Here is a 17,026-nt window from a genome sequence, read left to right as displayed (position 1 = left end):
AAAAATGTATAAAAAAATAACCTTACTGTATCATAACAGCAAGGTTATTTTTTAATTTATTTTTCTGTAAAGTCCAACAATTTTTCCTAATATATCAATTTTATCAAAATAAAGAGGCTCCATTGAATCATTTTCAGGTTGCAATCTAAATCTATTCTTTTCCTTATAATATGTTTTAATAGTTGCTTCATCATCTATTAAAGCTAAAACTTTTTCTCCATTTCTCGCAGAATTACATTTTTCAATTATTACATAATCTCCATCAAAAATTCCTGCATTAATCATGCTTTCCCCAGAAACCTTTAAAATAAATAATTCTTTATCTGTTGCAAATTCAATAGGAAGAGGCATTGTATCTTCAATATTTTGAACTGCCAATATAGGTGCACCAGCTGTAACTTTTCCTACTATGGGAACATCAACAGTTTTTTTCTTTAACATTAAAATGTCATCATCTTGAGGAACTATTTCAATAGCTCTAGTTTTTGAAGCATCTTTTTTTATATAATTTGTACTTTCAAGCTTTTCAAGAGCATAATAAACAGTAGAAGTAGATTTAATATTACATCCTGAACAAATTTCACGAACAGTTGGGGGATAGGATTTTGATTCAATAAATCTCTTAATAAAAAATAAAATTTCAAGTTCTCTTTGGTTTAAATCTTCGTACATAGATTTCCTCCTTATTTATATTAATATAATAATATCACATTTAAACAGGTATTTCAAACTAAAGTTTAAATAAATAAAAATGAGCTATTGACAAAATAGAACTAAAGTTGTAACATTTGTTTAGAACTGTTATTTGATACTTTTGTTCGAAATAAAGGTTTAAACTTTAGTTAAAACAAAATATTTTTATTGAGGAGATTTTATGAAAAAAATTATTATCAAAAAGAAAAAAGTTTTGTTATTTTTATTGTTAATATTTATATTTAATTCAGGCTTAATGGTTATAGATTCAGAATATATGAATTATTTAGATGATTCTAATTTAACTTATGATGTTTATACTGTAAAAAAAGGAGATACACTTTGGACTATATCTGATAGATATGAATATAACAATAAAATGAACTTTGTAATGGAAATTGAAAAATTAAATAATATAACTTCTTATGAATTAAAGCCTGGGTATAAAATAGCAATACCTATTTATGAAAATAAATAGATTATAGTTACACACATCTTTCTGTTTGACTTATTCTTTTAAAAGATATACAATTATTTTAAGGCTTATGCCTAAATATGATTTTAAATTGAAACATGAAAACTAAATAGGAGGTGTGTATGAATGGGTTTTAGTACTTTAATATCTATTATTATTGGTATTATTGGTGTAGCATGTGGTTATGCCATTAGAAAATATATTTCTGAAGGAAAAATAAAAAATGCTGAAGAATTATCTAAGAAAATGATTTATGATGCTGAAAATCAAGCTCAAACACAAAAGAAACTTTTACTTGTAGAAGCTAAGGAAGAAATTCAAAAGTTAAGATCTGAACAAGAAAATGAAGCTAAAATTAGAAGAGCAGAAATCAAAGAATTAGAAAATCGGATTTTATCTAAAGAAAAGTCACTTGATAAAAAATCAAATCAAGTTGAACGAAAAGATGAAAAACTTAATAAGAAATTGGAAGGCTTAAGAGAAAAAGAAGATCAAGCTGATGAACTTATTAAAAAGAGAGAAGAAGAACTTCAAAGAGTTGCCGGTCTTACTAAAGATGAAGGTAAAGAAATCTTACTTAGCGAACTGAAAAAAGAAATCACAAATGAGTCAGCACTTATTATTAAAGAAAATGAAAATAGGATAAGAGAAGAATCTGGAAAATATGCAAGAAATATAATTGCACAAGCTATTCAAAGATGTGCAGCTGATCAAGTTGCTGAGTCTACTGTCGCCGTTGTTAGTCTTCCAAATGATGAGATGAAAGGAAGGATTATTGGCAGAGAGGGTAGAAATATTAGAGCAATTGAATCAATAACTGGAGTTGATCTTATTATAGATGACACTCCAGAGGCTGTGGTTTTATCTTGTTTTGATCCAATTAGAAGAGAAATTGCAAGAGTGGCTCTTGAAAAATTAGTAAATGATGGAAGGATTCATCCTACTAAGATAGAGGAAACTGTTGAAAAAGCAAGAAATGAAGTTGAAACAATTATCAAAGAGTCAGGAGAACAAGCAGCTTATGATGCTGGCGTGCATGGACTTCATCCAGAAATTATTAAATATCTTGGAAGACTTAAATATAGGACAAGTTACGGACAAAATAATCTTAAACACTCTGTCGAAGTTTCTGAAATTGCTGGAATTTTAGCTAGCGAAATTGGAGCTGATGTTAAGCTTGCTAAAAGAGGCGGTCTTCTTCACGATTTAGGAAAATCAATTGATAGAAATCTTGATGCTCCTCATGTAGATATAGGAGTTGAAATTGCAAGAAAATATCATGAATCTGAATATGTAATTAATGCAATAGAATCTCACCATGGAGATGTAGAGCCTAATTGTGTAGAATCTGTACTAGTTCAAGCAGCTGATGCTATTTCTGCTGCAAGACCAGGAGCTAGACGAGAAACTGTTGAATCTTATATTCAAAGGCTTGAAAAGCTTGAAGAAATTGCGAATGAATTTGAAGGAATTGAAAATTCTTATGCTGTTCAAGCTGGTCGAGAAATTCGAATAATAGTAAAACCTGAAAAAATCTCTGAGGCAGAAATTACTATTACTGCTAGAGAAGTTGTAAAAAGAATAGAATCTGAGCTAGATTTCCCTGGACAAATTAAAGTCAATGTCATAAGAGAAACTAGAGCAGTTGAATACGCTAAATAAAGAAAGCCTGACATTTGTCAGGTTTTTGTTTTGTATTTGGAGGTGATAAAATTTGATTAATTCGAATTTAATAGACGATTTTTTAGACTATATGAAAGCTACCAAAGGCTCTTCTGATAATACAATTAGAGAATATTATTATGATCTTAGAATTTTCGTAAGATTTATAAAAAGAAGAAAAAATCTTGCAGAAGGAATAGAAAATTTTGATGATATACCTGTTGAAGATATTACTCCAGAGATTTTAGAAAGTGTAACTAAACAAGATATTTATGCTTACAATGCTTTTTTGGAAAGAGAACGAAAAATTTCCAATAGATCTAAATTTAGAAAAATATCTTCTGTTAGAAGTTTTTATAATTATTTATATTCAAAGATTGAAGTTATAAAGAAAAATCCAATTATAGATATTGACATGCCAAAAATTGAAAAGACACTTCCAGTTTACTTAACCTTAGATGAAAGTTTAAATCTATTGAAAACCATTGAAAAATCTAAAATGAAATTAGTTTATAAGAAAAGAGATTATGCAATAGTTACTTTATTTTTAAATTGCGGAATGCGTCTTTCTGAACTTTCAGGAATCAATATTTCACATCTAAAAGAAGATAATACTTTAAAAGTAATAGGAAAAGGTAATAAAGAGAGGACAATTTATCTAAATGAGGCTTCAGTATATGCAATTCAAGAATATTTGAAGTTAAGACCTCAAATTGAGGATGATGCTTTATTTCTTTCAATGAGAGAACAGAGAATGAGCAATAGATCAATTCAGCATATGATTGAAAAACATATGAAAAATTCTGGTCTTGATACAAATAAATATTCTGCTCACAAATTAAGGCATACTGCGGCAACACTTTTATATGAATATGGCAATGCCGATATAAGGTCTCTTCAAGAAATTTTGGGACACGAGTCTGTCAATACAACTGAAATTTATACTCATGTGAATAAAAAATCATTGAAAAAAATGGTAGAGTCTAATCCACTTGCAAATATTAAAGATGAAAATAATAAATAGTCAAATCAGGAGGAAAAAATGAAAAAATTAAGATCATTATTGTCAATAGGAATTATGTCAGTTGTTCTATCTACATCTGTTTTTGCAGCAGGTAAACTTCCAAAAAGTGCTTTAGATCAAAATGTAAATATATATATTAATAATTCTTTGCAGTCTATACCAGAAGATATGGGAAGAGCGTATTTAGACAAAAATACTGATAGAGTTATGGTTCCAATAAGATACATTTCTGAAAATTTAGGAGCAAAAATAAATTTTTATCAAAAAAATCAATCAAATACTAGAGGGATTTTAATAGGAGCAATAGATGTACTAGTTGAGCTTGATATAGATTCTACAAAAGCTAAAGTTAATAAAAATGGTCAAGAATCAATTGTAAATCTCGATTCTGCCGCTATATTATGTGATGGTAGGACTTATGTTCCAATAAGATTTATCTCTGAAACTCTTGGTCTTGATGTAGAGTGGAAAAATGACTCTGTTTATATCTCTGGATCTTTTAAAACAAAAGGAGCTAGATATGGGCACGAAGAAAACAGCGTGGAATCCTCTGGAGATTCAAAAATAAAAAATAATGACAAAAATAAAGTATCTAATAAATTAGAAAAGATAGAAGAAAAAAATAATAAAGATAATTCAAATTCATTATTTGATTAAAAACTAATAAAATTTATAGTTAATGATTTAGTAATTATAAATTTATATAATTGATGAATTAAACAATAGTTGATAGAAGAGATGAGTTCATTATAAATAAAATTTTAAATATAAAGTCCAAAAATAGTCACAAAATGATAATTTTGTGACTATTTTTTATGTAATTTTTATAAAACTACAATTAATCCATGTATCTTAATCATTTTAATAATTATAAAATTACATTAGATTAATATTTATTCAATGTAATATAATTATAACATAAAAATTATTTTTTAGTTTAATCTCAAAACTCAAATTAAATTATGTTATGAATATTCTTTTGTAACTTAAAAACTATTGTTGTTCTTATTTAATAATGTTAAATTATATATTTTATTATACCATCTGTATTCAAATTTATCTTTAAGTGAAATGTACGTTTAGTGCATTTGTTCTAAAATTTATTTTCTAACTTATAAAATTATGTTATAATTATTTTTAGGTGATTAAATGTCTTTAGACGGTACTGTTATAAAAAATTTAGTTTATGAAATAAAAAATGAAATTGTAAATGGAAGAATTGATAAAATATATCAAAAAAATAATGACTTACTTATAAATATTAGGGCTCATGGAGAAAAAAAGAGGCTATTTATTTCCCTTTCTGGAAGTCCAAGAATGTATTTTAGTAACGAATTATTTGATAGTCCACAAAATCCTCCAGCTTTTTGTATGCTTCTTAGAAAACACCTTGAAAATAACCAAATTATCAGTGTTTGCCAATATAAAATGGATAGAATTATAAAAATTTTAGTTAAATCCAAGGATGAATTAGGTGAATTTAGTGAAAAAGCTTTAGTTATAGAATTAATGGGAAAACATTCAAATGTTATTTTAATTGATAACGATTCTAAAAAAATAATTGATTCTCTTATTAGAGTGAATTTCAATGTGTCTAGAGTAAGAGAAATTCTTCCAGGACTATTTTATAATCCAGAAGATATATCAAATGGATTTGATCCAACTAAAACTGAAAATATTGCTAATGTAATTACAAAATCTGAAAAAAATTTGAACTTAAAGTCTTTTTTTATAAAGTCTTTTACTGGTATAAGTCCTCAAATGTGTACAGAAATTGAAAGTAGATGTTACATAGATTTTAAAAGGACTTTAGCATCTCTATCTGAAAATGAAATAATTAATATAGATAATACGTTTTTGCAAATTTTTAGAGAAGTTAAAAATAATAATTTTACTCCAATAAAAATTTATAGAGACGGTATTTTTAAAGACTTCTATTCAATTGATTTAGAATCAATTAGCGCTAAAGACAAAATAAAGGTTGATAGTATCTCTTCTCTATTAGAAGAATTTTATAATTCTAAATTTTTAAGAGATTCATTAGGTTCTAAAAGCAGTGAGCTAAGAAAATCTATAAACAAACAAATTAATAAACTATCTAAAAAAGTTTCTAACCAATCTAATGAATTAAATATTGCATTAAATCGTGAGCAATTTAAAGTCTATGCAGATTTATTATCTTCTAATTTTCATAAAATAAAAAAAGGAGATAATTCTGTTGTTGTTGAAAATTTTTATAATGAAATGGAATCTATAGAAATTCCTCTTGATCCGAAATTAGATGGTCCATCCAATGCTTCTAAATACTATAAAAAATATTCAAAACTTAAGAATGCAGCAATTTTTTTAAATGAACAAATAGAAATGGGAAACTCTGAAATAAATTATCTAAAATCTATACTTTTAAACATAGATTTTGCACAAACACCTGATGAAATAGATGAACTTTACGAGGAATTAGAAAAATCTGGATATTTAAAAAAGAAAAATAAAAATAAGAAAAATAAGAAAAAAGATTCAAAAGAAAATTATATTAAAATAAAAACAGATGATGGTTTTGATATATATATAGGTAAAAATAATATACAAAATGATTATTTAACTTTAAAAAAGGCAAATAAAAATGACCTTTGGTTTCATGTTAAAGATGCCCCAGGTTCTCATGTGATATTGAAAAATGATAATAGAGAGTTTTCAAATAAAGCACTTTTAAGTGCTGCAAAACTTGCAGCAAAATATAGTTCTCTTTCTAAATCGCAAAATATCCCCGTTGATTACACTTTTAAAATGAATGTAAAAAGACACCCAGCAAAAAAACCTGGTCTTGTTACTTACACAAGTTATAAAACAATAAATATAAATCTATAAAAAAAGAATAAGGTGCTTCCCTTATTCTTCATCTTCGTCTAATATATTAAGTCTAGTTAGAACTAATTTATAACCATCTGCCCCATAATTTAAAGATCTATTAATTCTTGAAATAGTGGCAGTAGATGCACCAGTTTCATTTTCGATATCATGATAAGTTTTATTCTTTACAAGTAATTTCACAACTTCTAGTCTTTGTGCAATTGCTTGTAATTCTTTTACAGTACAAATATCTTCAAAGAATCTATAACATTCTTCTACATTTTCTAAAAGTAAAATAGCTTCAAATAAGCCATCTACATCTCTACTTTTTATTTTTGAGTCGTAAATCATTACACTTTCTCCTCCTACTTAAAGTAAATATACTAAAATATATGAACAATTAGTATTTCCACTAATATATTAACAATTTTACTAACTAAAGTCAAGATTAAAATCATTGATTATATACACTTACTTCGCTTATACCTTTTTTATTTTTAACTTGAAACGCTTTGTCGCATATTTGAGATAAATGAGAATTATGTGTAACCATAATTATTTGTCTATCAAATAAATTGCTAGATTTTTTTAAGAACTCTCCCAAATTAAAAATATAATCATCACTCACATGCTTACCAGGTTCATCTAAAATTAAAGGACCAGATAATTTTGGTTGATTTAATTCAACAAAAGCAATTCTAAGCGCAAGTGAAATAACATCTACAATTCCACCACCTCTTGCTATTTCAGGTTTTGTCTTGACACTGTACCCTTCTGGATAATTACTTCTGACAAAAAATTCTGCAACAGGCACAGATCGAGATTCTGAAAGCTCTATTAAAAATTCAATATCAGTTTCAAAAATAAATTGGAGACATTTTGTTACAGTATCTTCTATTTGTCTTTTAGATTGTTCTCTTGCAAATTCAGATGTTTTCTGAAATAAAAGTGAAACTTGCGTGAGTACATCTTCGTATTTTTGCTTCTCTTCTAATTCATCATTGATTTTATTTAACTGTTCAGTTAAAATTTCTACTTTGCCCTCTTCACTTACAATTTTATTGTTTAATTTATTTAATTTTAAATCAAGCTCTTTTAAATCCAAAAAAATCACAACCTAGGCATTAAATCATCGGCTTGTTTAAATAGATTATCTATTTCGTCTTTTAAACGTTCACTTTCACTCTCGAGATCTTCAGGTTTTATACCAAGTTTTTCAATCTCTTCTAGCAAATCCTTCTTCTGTGTGTTTAATTGTTCAAGTCTTGCTTCAGACTTATACTTCATGTTTTTTAATCTATCTAATTGGTCTTTTAAATTCTTTAAATTTTCTTCGTAATTCATTTAATCATTCCTCAAATGGTTTTTAATATGTTGTGCTGAATCCTTAGTTATAGTACTGTAACAAAAAGGACAAACTCCCAAATCTAAAATTGTTTTTTCATAAATATCAGTGTTATTTTTTATATCATAATTTAGTTTATTAATAGTTTTTCTTTCTCTTTCAATTTCAATAGATTTATTATCTAAATCATTTAATAATTTCTCTAAACTATTTAATAATAATACATTGGCAGTAATCTTTTGGAAAATTTCATCTAAAGCTTCATTATTTGTAAAATTCTTTATATATTCTTTTCCGCAGTCTAAACTAGTTTGAATCTTTTTCAAATTTTCACTATTATTATGAATTAAATAGTATTCATTTAAATTAGTTTCAATTTTTTTTATTAAATTTTCTATTTTTTCAGCATTTTTAAAATTTTCAATTTCAGTATTTGTCTTATAAATAGATTTAGAGATTTTAGTAAAAGTTTTATTTAAACTTTCGTATAATGCCAAATTATCTTTTTTTCTATTTATGGCGTGTATAACATCAGAATATTTTTCTAAGTTTTTTAGTTTATTTAAATCATTTTTTACAGAAATAATTTCAGTATCAGTATTATTATATTTATATAAAAGATTTTCAAAATTATTTTTCTTCAAAGTATATACTTTAAGTTTTTCATATATTAAGTCTATATTCTCTAAATTCTTTAGTTTGTTAATTAAATTAACATTCTCTTTTATTTCACTTTTATTAGTATTATAAACCTTTTTTAAGTGAGAAACATTTTCCAATCTAGATTGAAGCTCATATATATTATTTCTAATTTTTAAAATTTTTTCATATTTTAATTTATAATTTTCAATATATTCAAATTCTTTTATTTTGTTTTCAAGTTCTTTTTTAGATAAATTGAGAGAATCAATATCCTGTCTTATTCTTTTATTATCTTTGACAACACTTCTTAGAGCATCATCTAAATAATTTACTCCAAGAAGTCTTCCAATTGCAGAAGCTCTAAATGAAGGTTGTTCATTTAAAAGAAAGGGACCATCAAGTTGTTCTGCTATATTTAAAATAACTTTACTATTAGAACTATCGAGAGTCACCTTATACATATTAGTAATATCAGATATTTCTTTTGGAACGTCAACTCCAAATCCTTCAAAAAGCCTTTCATTTCCTGAAGTGTCTAATAAATAATAAGAGTTTTTTGAAGGCGTCTTTTTTCTTTGAACCACAACTCCATTGGAAAAAACGACTTTAACAGAAACATCTCTTTCTCCCTGTCTAATAAAATAGTCACCCTTAGGTTCATTATATAAAGCCCATTTTATAGCTCTCAATATTGCAGTTTTGCCTACATCAGAATTTCCTAAAATTACATTTAATCCTCGATCAAATCTCATTTCTGTATAATCGTGAGACTGAAAATTATTAAGTTCAACTTTTTTTATATATATCATTAATAGTCAGCTCCATCTATTTGAGCTTTTTCCACTCTTTTTAAGGCTTCTTTTTTTACATTATCAGAAATATTCTCGCTCTTAGATATTTTTAAAAGCAAATCAAAAATATCTAAACTTCTATAATCTGAAGTAGAATCAATAATTTCTTTAAATTCAGCGAGTTTTATACCTTTAAATTGATGCCTTTCCATCTCGGATCTGTCTAGAATTTCTTCTCCTGGTTTAGCAGATTTTAAATATCTATTTTCTATTTTTATACCATCATTTAAAGTGATAATATTCACTTTAGGTTTTCGTGAAATTTCCGCCTTAGAATTTGAAATCCTCATCAAAGCCCCTGGATTGACAAAATATTTGTTATCTATTTTTACAGTATTAAATCCAAAATGATAATGTCCAGCTAAAGTAATGTCAGCTTTAGTGTCTTTTATATCATCAATTAAAGTGTGAGAAACTTCTTTAATGAAAGGTTTATCAATGAGAAAGCCATGAGTCATATGAATAGAATATTTACAAGAACTATCGACTTCATCAATAATGTAATTTTTACGATTTTCTTTTTCGTCCATAGAATAAACATAAGGCGAACCAGTGAGTTGGACTCTAATATCTTTTTCTAGAATTATTTTTTTATAATTTACCAAATTCATAACTCCAAGATTGCACAAAAGTCCAAGCATTGTTCTATCTAATGTATCAGGATTATGGCCAAAAATATCATGATTCCCACTTATTATATATATGGGAGCTTTAAAATCTTGAAATATCTTTGCAAATTCAGAAACTATACTGACAGAAACATCTGGCCTATCAAATAAATCTCCACCATGTAGAACAAAATCTATTTTTTCTTCTTTTACAATATTAGAAATTTCATTTAATTTGTCTTTTAAAGTTTCGTGATAATCATCTAGTCTATTTTGAGGACTAGTACCTCTAATATGAGTATCTGTAAAATAAAGTAATTTCAAGAAATCACGCCTTATTCACCATCTAGAAAATTTTCAGAAGCAGTTTCATCATTTTCATCATCTAATAAATTGTAATGAACTCTCACTTTATGTTCAATTTCATCTAAAAGGTCTTGATGTTCTTCTAAATAATCTTTTGCATTTTCTCTTCCTTGTCCAAGCCTTTCTTCTTCGTAAGAATACCAAGCTCCAGCTTTTTTTACTATATCTGCTTCTGCAGCTACATCTAAAATATTGCCTGTTTTTGAAATACCTTTCCCATACATTACATCAAATTCCGCTTGTCTAAATGGTGGAGCAATTTTATTTTTTACAACTTTTACTCTAACTCTATTTCCAACTATTTCGTCACCTTTTTTTATGTTTTCTGACCTTCTAATGTCAAGTCTAACTGAAGAATAAAATTTTAAAGCTCTTCCACCTGTTGTAGTTTCAGGATTGCCAAACATTACTCCAACCTTTTCTCTAAGTTGATTTATAAAAACTACAGTACATTTAGACTTATTAATTGCTCCAGTGAGTTTTCTAAGTGCTTGAGACATAAGTCGTGCCTGAAGACCTATTTGTGTTGCACCCATTTCACCATCAATTTCTGCCTTAGGAACTAGTGCTGCAACAGAATCAATAACTACTAATTCAACAGCATTTGATCTAACCAAAGCTTCTGTAATTTCTAGAGCTTGTTCTCCTGTATCTGGTTGTGAAATAATTAAATTTTCAATATCTACACCTAAATTTTTTGCATACCCAGGATCAAGTGCGTGTTCAGCGTCTACAAAGGCTCCAGTTCCCACCATTTTTTGTGCTTCAGCAAGCATATGAAGAGCTAAAGTAGTTTTTCCAGAAGATTCTGGTCCATAAATCTCAATAATTCTTCCCTTTGGAATACCACCTATGCCAAGAGCTATATCTAGAGCGAGAGAGCCTGTTGGTATAGAATCAATATCAAGCCTCACATCATCTCCAAGAATCATGACAGATCCTTCACCATACTGTTTTTCAATTTTTGATAAAACATTGTGTAGAGCATCTTGTTTTTCTTTGTTTAGTTTTTCGTTATCAATTTTATTATTTTTCATATTTACTCCTTAAAATTTTTTCTAAGAACAAAAAGTATTTGTGATAATACTCTATTCACAGTGCTCATTCTTATTTTATTTCTATCTCCATTAAAAAAATAATGTTTAACATAATAGTCATCATCTGAAAAATAAATACATGTATATACATTTCCAACTTCAGTTTCAGAAGAGTTTGGCCCAGCCTCTCCAGTTGTTGCAACACCTATATTAGATCCAGATTTATTTTTTATTCCTTTTGCCATCTCATAAGCTGTTTCATAACTAATGGCACCATGCTCTTTTAAAGTTTTTGTAGGAACAGAGAGATTTTTATTTTTTGAATCATTAGAATAAGTAACGAAAGAAGTTTCCATGACCTTTGAAGCCCCACTTATATCAGTTATTGCTGAACTAAGCATTCCTCCAGTAATTGATTCTGCAAAGGAAATTTTTAAATTATTTTTTCTCAAAATTCTAACAATTTGTTCAGATACATCTTCATTATTTTCAGAATATACATGAGTATTAAATTCAGAATAAAGGGATTCTACAACTTTTTGAATTGATGTAGTTAAAATGTCTTTTTCTTTATCTTTTCCAATTATTTTGACTTCTGTGTAAGTTCCGTGAGCAAATGTATTTATACTTACATTTCTGTCAAAGTTCATTTTTCTAATTCTATCTTCTATTATAGACTCTCCAAGACCAATAATGTCTACTGATTTTACGATTATATTATCTTCAGTAAAAGATTTATTTGAAAGATAAAAGTCAAGCATAGGTTCCATTTCATTAGGCGGACCAGGTAATAAAATTATTTTTTTACCTTCAAATTCAATAGATTCTCCTAGAGCAACACCCCAATTGTTTTCAATTTTTTCAGAGCCTTCAATTAACATAACTTGTTTTAAATTATTAGGAGTCATTGTACTTCTATACTTTGAGAATCTATTTTCCATTTTCAATTTTTCTTCTTCATCTACATAGATGGGTCTATTTAAAAATTTTGCCACTGCTTCTTTTGTAATATCATCCTCAGTTGGACCTAGACCTCCACTAATAATTATTAAATCAGAATTTTTAGTGCAATAATTTAGTTCTCTTACAATCTCATCTAAGTTGTCATCAACAGAAACTTGTCTAATAATTTCTATTCCGATATCTGTTAATTTTTCCGATATATATTTTGAATTTGAGTTTAAAATAGATCCTATTAAAATCTCTTTTCCTATTGTCAATATTGAAGCTTTCATAAATCACCTTAAATATTATCCAAATCAAGAACTTTTTTATTCTTAATAATATAATCTGCTCCGGATATTACTGTAAAAATAACTGCTAAATAAAATATACCCATTCCTGTATGTCTTAGAGATTGAACTCCCGTTAAAAGTAAAATATTAGAAATTAGTTGAGTAACAGTTTTAAATTTTCCAAGGGGGCTTGCAGCTATCGTAATATTTTCTGATGCAGCTATAATCCTAAAACCAGTTATAGTAAATTCTCTTGCAATTATTATAATTACTGCCCATGCAGGTATCTCATCAAAACTAACAAGCATAATCATTGCGGAGCATACAAGAATTTTGTCAGCAAGAGGATCTGCAAATTTTCCAAAATTAGTTACTAAATTATCACGCCTTGCAAGGTATCCATCTAAAAAATCTGTAAAAGAAGCAATCGCAAATATTAAAGTTGCAATTATTCTTGAACCATTAAAATCTAAATACATAAATATTATAAAAATAGGAACCATAAGAGTTCTCAAAAGTGTCAATTTGTTTGGAGTATTCATATTACATCACCTACTAAATCATAATCTAAAGTATCTACAATATTTACATTTATAAAATTTCCAATTTCTAAATTCTTATCTGAAAAAACATAGGTAACTCCATCAATTTCTGGTGCATCCATGTATGTTCTTCCAACATAATTATTTTCATCAATTTTTTCTTCTATTAAAACTTCTAAATTTTTACCTAAGTTTTTAGAAAGTAGTTCTCTTGAAATTTCACTTTGAATATACATTATTTCTTCTTTTCGAGTTTTTTTAGTATTTTCATCTATTTGTTTTCTCATAAGTGAAGCTTTTGTCCCTTCTTCCTTAGAATATTCAAAAACTCCTAATTTATCAAATTTTGTTTTTTCTACAAAATCAACTAATTCTTTAAAATCATTGTCACTTTCCTCTGGAAATCCGACAATAAGTGTTGTTCTTATTATAATTTCTGGTACTGATTTTCTCAATTCATTAATTGTTTTTATTATATGATCTTTATTAGTTTTTCTTTCCATATTTCTTAAAACATTATCGGAAATATGTTGTAATGGCATATCGACATATTTTAAAAGCTTTTCGTTATCTCTAAATTCTTCAATTAAATCTTCTGTAAAATGATCCGGATATAAATACATAACTCTTATCCATTTTAGATTTTCTATTTTAGAAATTTCTTTAATTAATTTTGCAAGAGAATATTTAGAGTAAAGATCAATACCATAATCAGTAGTATTTTGTGCTATTAGAATAATCTCTCTTGTACCTTTTTCTACTAAGTATTCAACTTCGGAATAAATATCTTCAATTTTTCGAGATCTATTCTTCCCTCGAAGTGATGGAATTATACAATAAGAACAATTATTGTTACATCCCTCAGATATTTTTACATATTCTGTAATATTAACAATCTCTTTTTTAACACCTTCAATATATGCTGAATTTAAATTGTCAGTTTTTACAAAAATATTTCCTTTAAGACTTCTATCTAAAAGTTCATTAATATAATTTATGTTACCAGTCCCAATAATTCCATCAATTTCAGGTATTTCTTTCAAGAGTTCTTCAGGATACCTTTGTGCCAAACAACCAGAAAGTAGAACTTTTTTGCACTTTCCACTTTTTTTATATTCAATAGATTCCAAAATAGTGTCAATAGATTCTTCCTTAGCAGCATCAATAAATCCACAAGTGTTTACTATCAATATATCAGCATCATTTGGATTATTTACCATTTTATATTTATCTCTATTCAGAAGAGAATACATCATAGAAGAATCCACTTCATTTTTTGAACATCCGAGTGTAACTATATGCACATTATTCATCTTTATCACCTAAAATTATTTCTATTTCATCCTTAGTTTTTAAAAGTTTTCTAGGCTTTGATCCTTCATGAGGACCAATTATTCCCATTTCTTCCATTTGATCTACAATTCTTCCAGCTCTTGAATATCCAACTTTTAATTTTCGCTGTATATAAGATATAGATGCCTGTTCATCATTAATTATAAGTTCAACGGCTTCTTTGAAAAGAGGATCTTTATCATCATCAATTTTAACTTTTTTGTTTTCAATTGCCTTTTCAATTTTAGATTCCACGTTGTTTTTTATTTGATTATTATTTTTAACAAAATCTACAACTCTTTCAACTTCAGCATCACTTATGAAAGCACCTTGAATTCTTTTTGGTTTAGGGTACTTACTAGGATAAAATAACATATCCCCCTTGCCTAAGAGTTTTTCAGCTCCTCCCATATCTAGGATAGTCCTGGAGTCAACAGAAGATGCCACAGCAAAAGCAATTCTGGAAGGAATATTTGCTTTTATTGTACCTGTTATTACATCGACTGAAGGTCTTTGTGTTGCCAAAATTAAATGCATACCGGCGGCTCTTGCTTTCTGTGCAAGTCTTGCAATATATTCTTCTATCTCTTTTGACGCCACCATCATAAGATCAGCAAGTTCATCTACTATAATCAGAATTTTAGGTAATTTTTCATCTTCCCTACCTTGTTCTGTCATTTTTATATTGAACCCTTTCAAATCTCTAACATGATTTTCTGCAAATAACTCATATCTTTTTTCCATTTCATCAACAGCCCAATTTAAAGCAAAAGCTGCTTTTTTTGGATTAGTTACTACATCAATTAAGAGATGAGGTATTCCATTATAAACACTAAGTTCGACAACTTTAGGGTCAATTAACATTAGTTTTACATCTTTTGGCGATGATTTATAAATAATGCTAGTTATAATTGAATTTATACAAACTGATTTACCAGAACCTGTCGCTCCAGCTATTAAAAGATGAGGCATATCTTCTATTCCCGACAATAGAATATTTCCCTCAACATCTTTACCCAAAGTTAGTGGAATTTCTGACTTAATATTTTTAAATTCTCTTGAATCAATTAGTTCTCTAAGAGAAACTGCATCTTTTTCTTTATTTGGAACTTCTATGCCAACAACGGTTTTCCCAGGAATAGGAGCTTCAATTCTAAGGTCTGAACTTGCAAGAGCCATTGCAATATTATCACTTAATCCTACAATTTTAGACAACTTTATTCCAGGAGCTGGTTTTAATTCATATGAAGTAATTACAGGGCCGCGATTTATAGCTACAACTTTTGCATCAATACCAAAGTTTTTCATTGTTTCTTCAATAATTTTTCCCTTTTCAATTACTTCATTTTTTGAAAATCGTCCTTTTACCTTTGCAAAGTCAAGCAATGCAATATCAGGATAAGTATAAATAAATTCTTCTTTATTTTTATTTTCTATATCATCTTTTATAGTATCTTTGACATCTTCTATTTCTAATACTTGAAAATCTGTTAAATTGTTGTCAACATTCTTATTTTCTCGACTTCCTAATTTATTAGTTTCAATACTTTCATCAGAATAATCTTTAATAATTAAATTTTCTGTAAAAATTTCTTCTTCTGAATTATAATGATTAGTTCCAGAAGTTGATAAATCTTTTCTTTTTTTCCCTTTTTCTTTTAATTTTTCTTTTTCCAATTTTTTTCTTTGCTTTTCTTTTAGTTTTAGCTCTCTTTCAGATTTCTTTTCTTGAAAATTTTTCTTTTTATCCTCAAAATATTCTCCAATATCTTCTGCAAACATAATTATTTGATCTATATTTATTTTAAGCATAAAGTAAATTGACGCTATAATTATAATTCCAAGAACTAAATAAGTGCCTAGTGACCCTAAAAGTTTATATGAAAAAAATCCAAAGATAGCACCTATGACTCCTCCGCTTCTTGTTATGTCCATATATTCAGTGGATTTAATAATTCTGTCAATTAAAGTCATGTCTGTGTCTTTTGAACCGTCTAAAAAGATTAAAATACACAAAAATATTACAAGAGAACAAGTTATATATCTTTTCATATGAAGTTTTGTAGAAGTTAAATTAAAAAGAATACCCCAAAAGATTAAAAGAAGCGGAATCAAAAAGTTTGCAGAACCAGCTATAACTGAAAATAATTTATAAATTAAACTGCCAATTAATCCCATATTCTGACTGTAAAGAGAAATAAAAAATACTATTCCAATTACTATTAAAAATAGTCCCATAATTTCTTTGCCAGAAGTGCTGCTAGAACGATTATTTCTTTTTTTTACTTTTTTTGTACTTTTTTTCTTAACATTTTTGTTTTTTACCACGAAGATAGCACCTCATTAATATTATAACAATTTGTG

16 protein-coding genes are annotated in these 17,026 nt (G+C 27.3%); 5 read left to right on the top strand and 11 right to left on the bottom strand.

Going from position 1 to position 17,026, the window contains the following annotated elements; genetic code table 11:
• Positions 1-51 precede the first annotated feature (51 nt).
• Entirely contained in the window at positions 52-672 is a 621-nt protein-coding gene (lexA, locus tag BQ5450_RS00510) for a transcriptional repressor LexA (protein ID WP_071125622.1), read from the bottom strand.
• Between the two features lie 202 nt (positions 673-874).
• On the opposite strand from lexA, the gene BQ5450_RS00505 reads away from it, so the two are divergent.
• The 5 genes from BQ5450_RS00505 to BQ5450_RS00485 all read left to right on the top strand — a co-directional run bounded on the left by BQ5450_RS00505 (position 875) and on the right by BQ5450_RS00485 (position 6,722).
• Positions 875-1,171, top strand: coding sequence for a LysM peptidoglycan-binding domain-containing protein (locus BQ5450_RS00505; RefSeq protein WP_071125621.1), 297 nt, complete (start codon positions 875-877; stop codon positions 1,169-1,171).
• Between the two features lie 123 nt (positions 1,172-1,294).
• Positions 1,295-2,830 carry a ribonuclease Y gene (gene rny / locus BQ5450_RS00500; protein ID WP_010242362.1) on the top strand — a complete coding sequence of 512 codons (1,536 nt, stop codon included), beginning with the start codon at positions 1,295-1,297 and terminating at the stop codon, positions 2,828-2,830.
• 52 nt (positions 2,831-2,882) lie between these two features.
• Entirely contained in the window at positions 2,883-3,854 is a 972-nt protein-coding gene (locus BQ5450_RS00495) for a tyrosine recombinase XerC (protein WP_071125620.1), read from the top strand.
• Positions 3,855-3,872: 18 nt separating this feature from the next.
• Positions 3,873-4,511 carry a copper amine oxidase N-terminal domain-containing protein gene (locus tag BQ5450_RS00490; protein ID WP_071125619.1) on the top strand — a complete coding sequence of 213 codons (639 nt, stop codon included), beginning with the start codon at positions 3,873-3,875 and terminating at the stop codon, positions 4,509-4,511.
• Between the two features lie 492 nt (positions 4,512-5,003).
• Entirely contained in the window at positions 5,004-6,722 is a 1,719-nt protein-coding gene (locus tag BQ5450_RS00485) for an Rqc2 family fibronectin-binding protein (protein WP_071125618.1), read from the top strand.
• Between the two features lie 21 nt (positions 6,723-6,743).
• Here the strand turns inward: BQ5450_RS00485 and BQ5450_RS00480 are convergent, their stop codons facing one another.
• The 10 genes from BQ5450_RS00480 to BQ5450_RS00435 form a co-directional block, all read right to left on the bottom strand.
• Positions 6,744-7,055: a YerC/YecD family TrpR-related protein gene (locus BQ5450_RS00480; RefSeq protein WP_010242370.1), complete on the bottom strand. Its 312-nt coding sequence runs from the start codon at positions 7,053-7,055 to the stop codon at positions 6,744-6,746.
• Positions 7,056-7,158: 103 nt separating this feature from the next.
• Entirely contained in the window at positions 7,159-7,809 is a 651-nt protein-coding gene (locus tag BQ5450_RS00475; protein WP_010242372.1) for an ATPase, read from the bottom strand.
• Between the two features lie 5 nt (positions 7,810-7,814).
• A complete protein-coding gene (locus tag BQ5450_RS00470) occupies positions 7,815-8,048 on the bottom strand; it encodes a hypothetical protein (RefSeq protein WP_010242374.1) in 234 nt (77 codons plus the stop codon).
• Positions 8,049-9,500: an AAA family ATPase gene (locus BQ5450_RS00465; protein WP_071125617.1), complete on the bottom strand. Its 1,452-nt coding sequence runs from the start codon at positions 9,498-9,500 to the stop codon at positions 8,049-8,051.
• Positions 9,500-10,474: a metallophosphoesterase family protein gene (locus BQ5450_RS00460; RefSeq protein ID WP_010242380.1), complete on the bottom strand. Its 975-nt coding sequence runs from the start codon at positions 10,472-10,474 to the stop codon at positions 9,500-9,502. The genes BQ5450_RS00465 and BQ5450_RS00460 overlap by 1 nt, the downstream gene beginning before the upstream one ends.
• Positions 10,475-10,485: 11 nt before the next feature.
• Positions 10,486-11,553 (bottom strand): recombinase RecA, encoded by a 1,068-nt coding sequence (gene recA / locus BQ5450_RS00455; protein WP_071125616.1) that lies wholly within the window; start codon positions 11,551-11,553, stop codon positions 10,486-10,488.
• A 2-nt stretch (positions 11,554-11,555) separates the two neighbouring features.
• Positions 11,556-12,788, bottom strand: a complete 1,233-nt coding sequence (locus BQ5450_RS00450) for a competence/damage-inducible protein A (RefSeq protein WP_071125615.1) — start codon at positions 12,786-12,788, stop codon at positions 11,556-11,558.
• Between the two features lie 8 nt (positions 12,789-12,796).
• The gene (gene pgsA, locus BQ5450_RS00445; RefSeq protein WP_010242386.1) at positions 12,797-13,330 is read right to left on the bottom strand and encodes a CDP-diacylglycerol--glycerol-3-phosphate 3-phosphatidyltransferase; all 534 of its coding nucleotides are present in this window, start codon (positions 13,328-13,330) and stop codon (positions 12,797-12,799) included.
• Entirely contained in the window at positions 13,327-14,643 is a 1,317-nt protein-coding gene (gene rimO / locus BQ5450_RS00440) for a 30S ribosomal protein S12 methylthiotransferase RimO (RefSeq protein WP_010242388.1), read from the bottom strand. Before rimO ends, pgsA begins: the two co-directional genes overlap by 4 nt.
• Positions 14,636-16,990 carry an FtsK/SpoIIIE family DNA translocase gene (locus BQ5450_RS00435; RefSeq protein WP_071125614.1) on the bottom strand — a complete coding sequence of 785 codons (2,355 nt, stop codon included), beginning with the start codon at positions 16,988-16,990 and terminating at the stop codon, positions 14,636-14,638. The genes rimO and BQ5450_RS00435 overlap by 8 nt, the downstream gene beginning before the upstream one ends.
• Positions 16,991-17,026: the final 36 nt, after the last annotated feature.

It is taken from the genome of Peptoniphilus lacydonensis, from assembly GCF_900106515.1.
GTDB classification, from domain to species: Bacteria; Bacillota; Clostridia; order Tissierellales; family Peptoniphilaceae; genus Peptoniphilus_A; species Peptoniphilus_A lacydonensis.
Note: the sequence above shows the minus strand (reverse complement) of the source record. Positions and strands in the feature narration are given on the sequence as shown.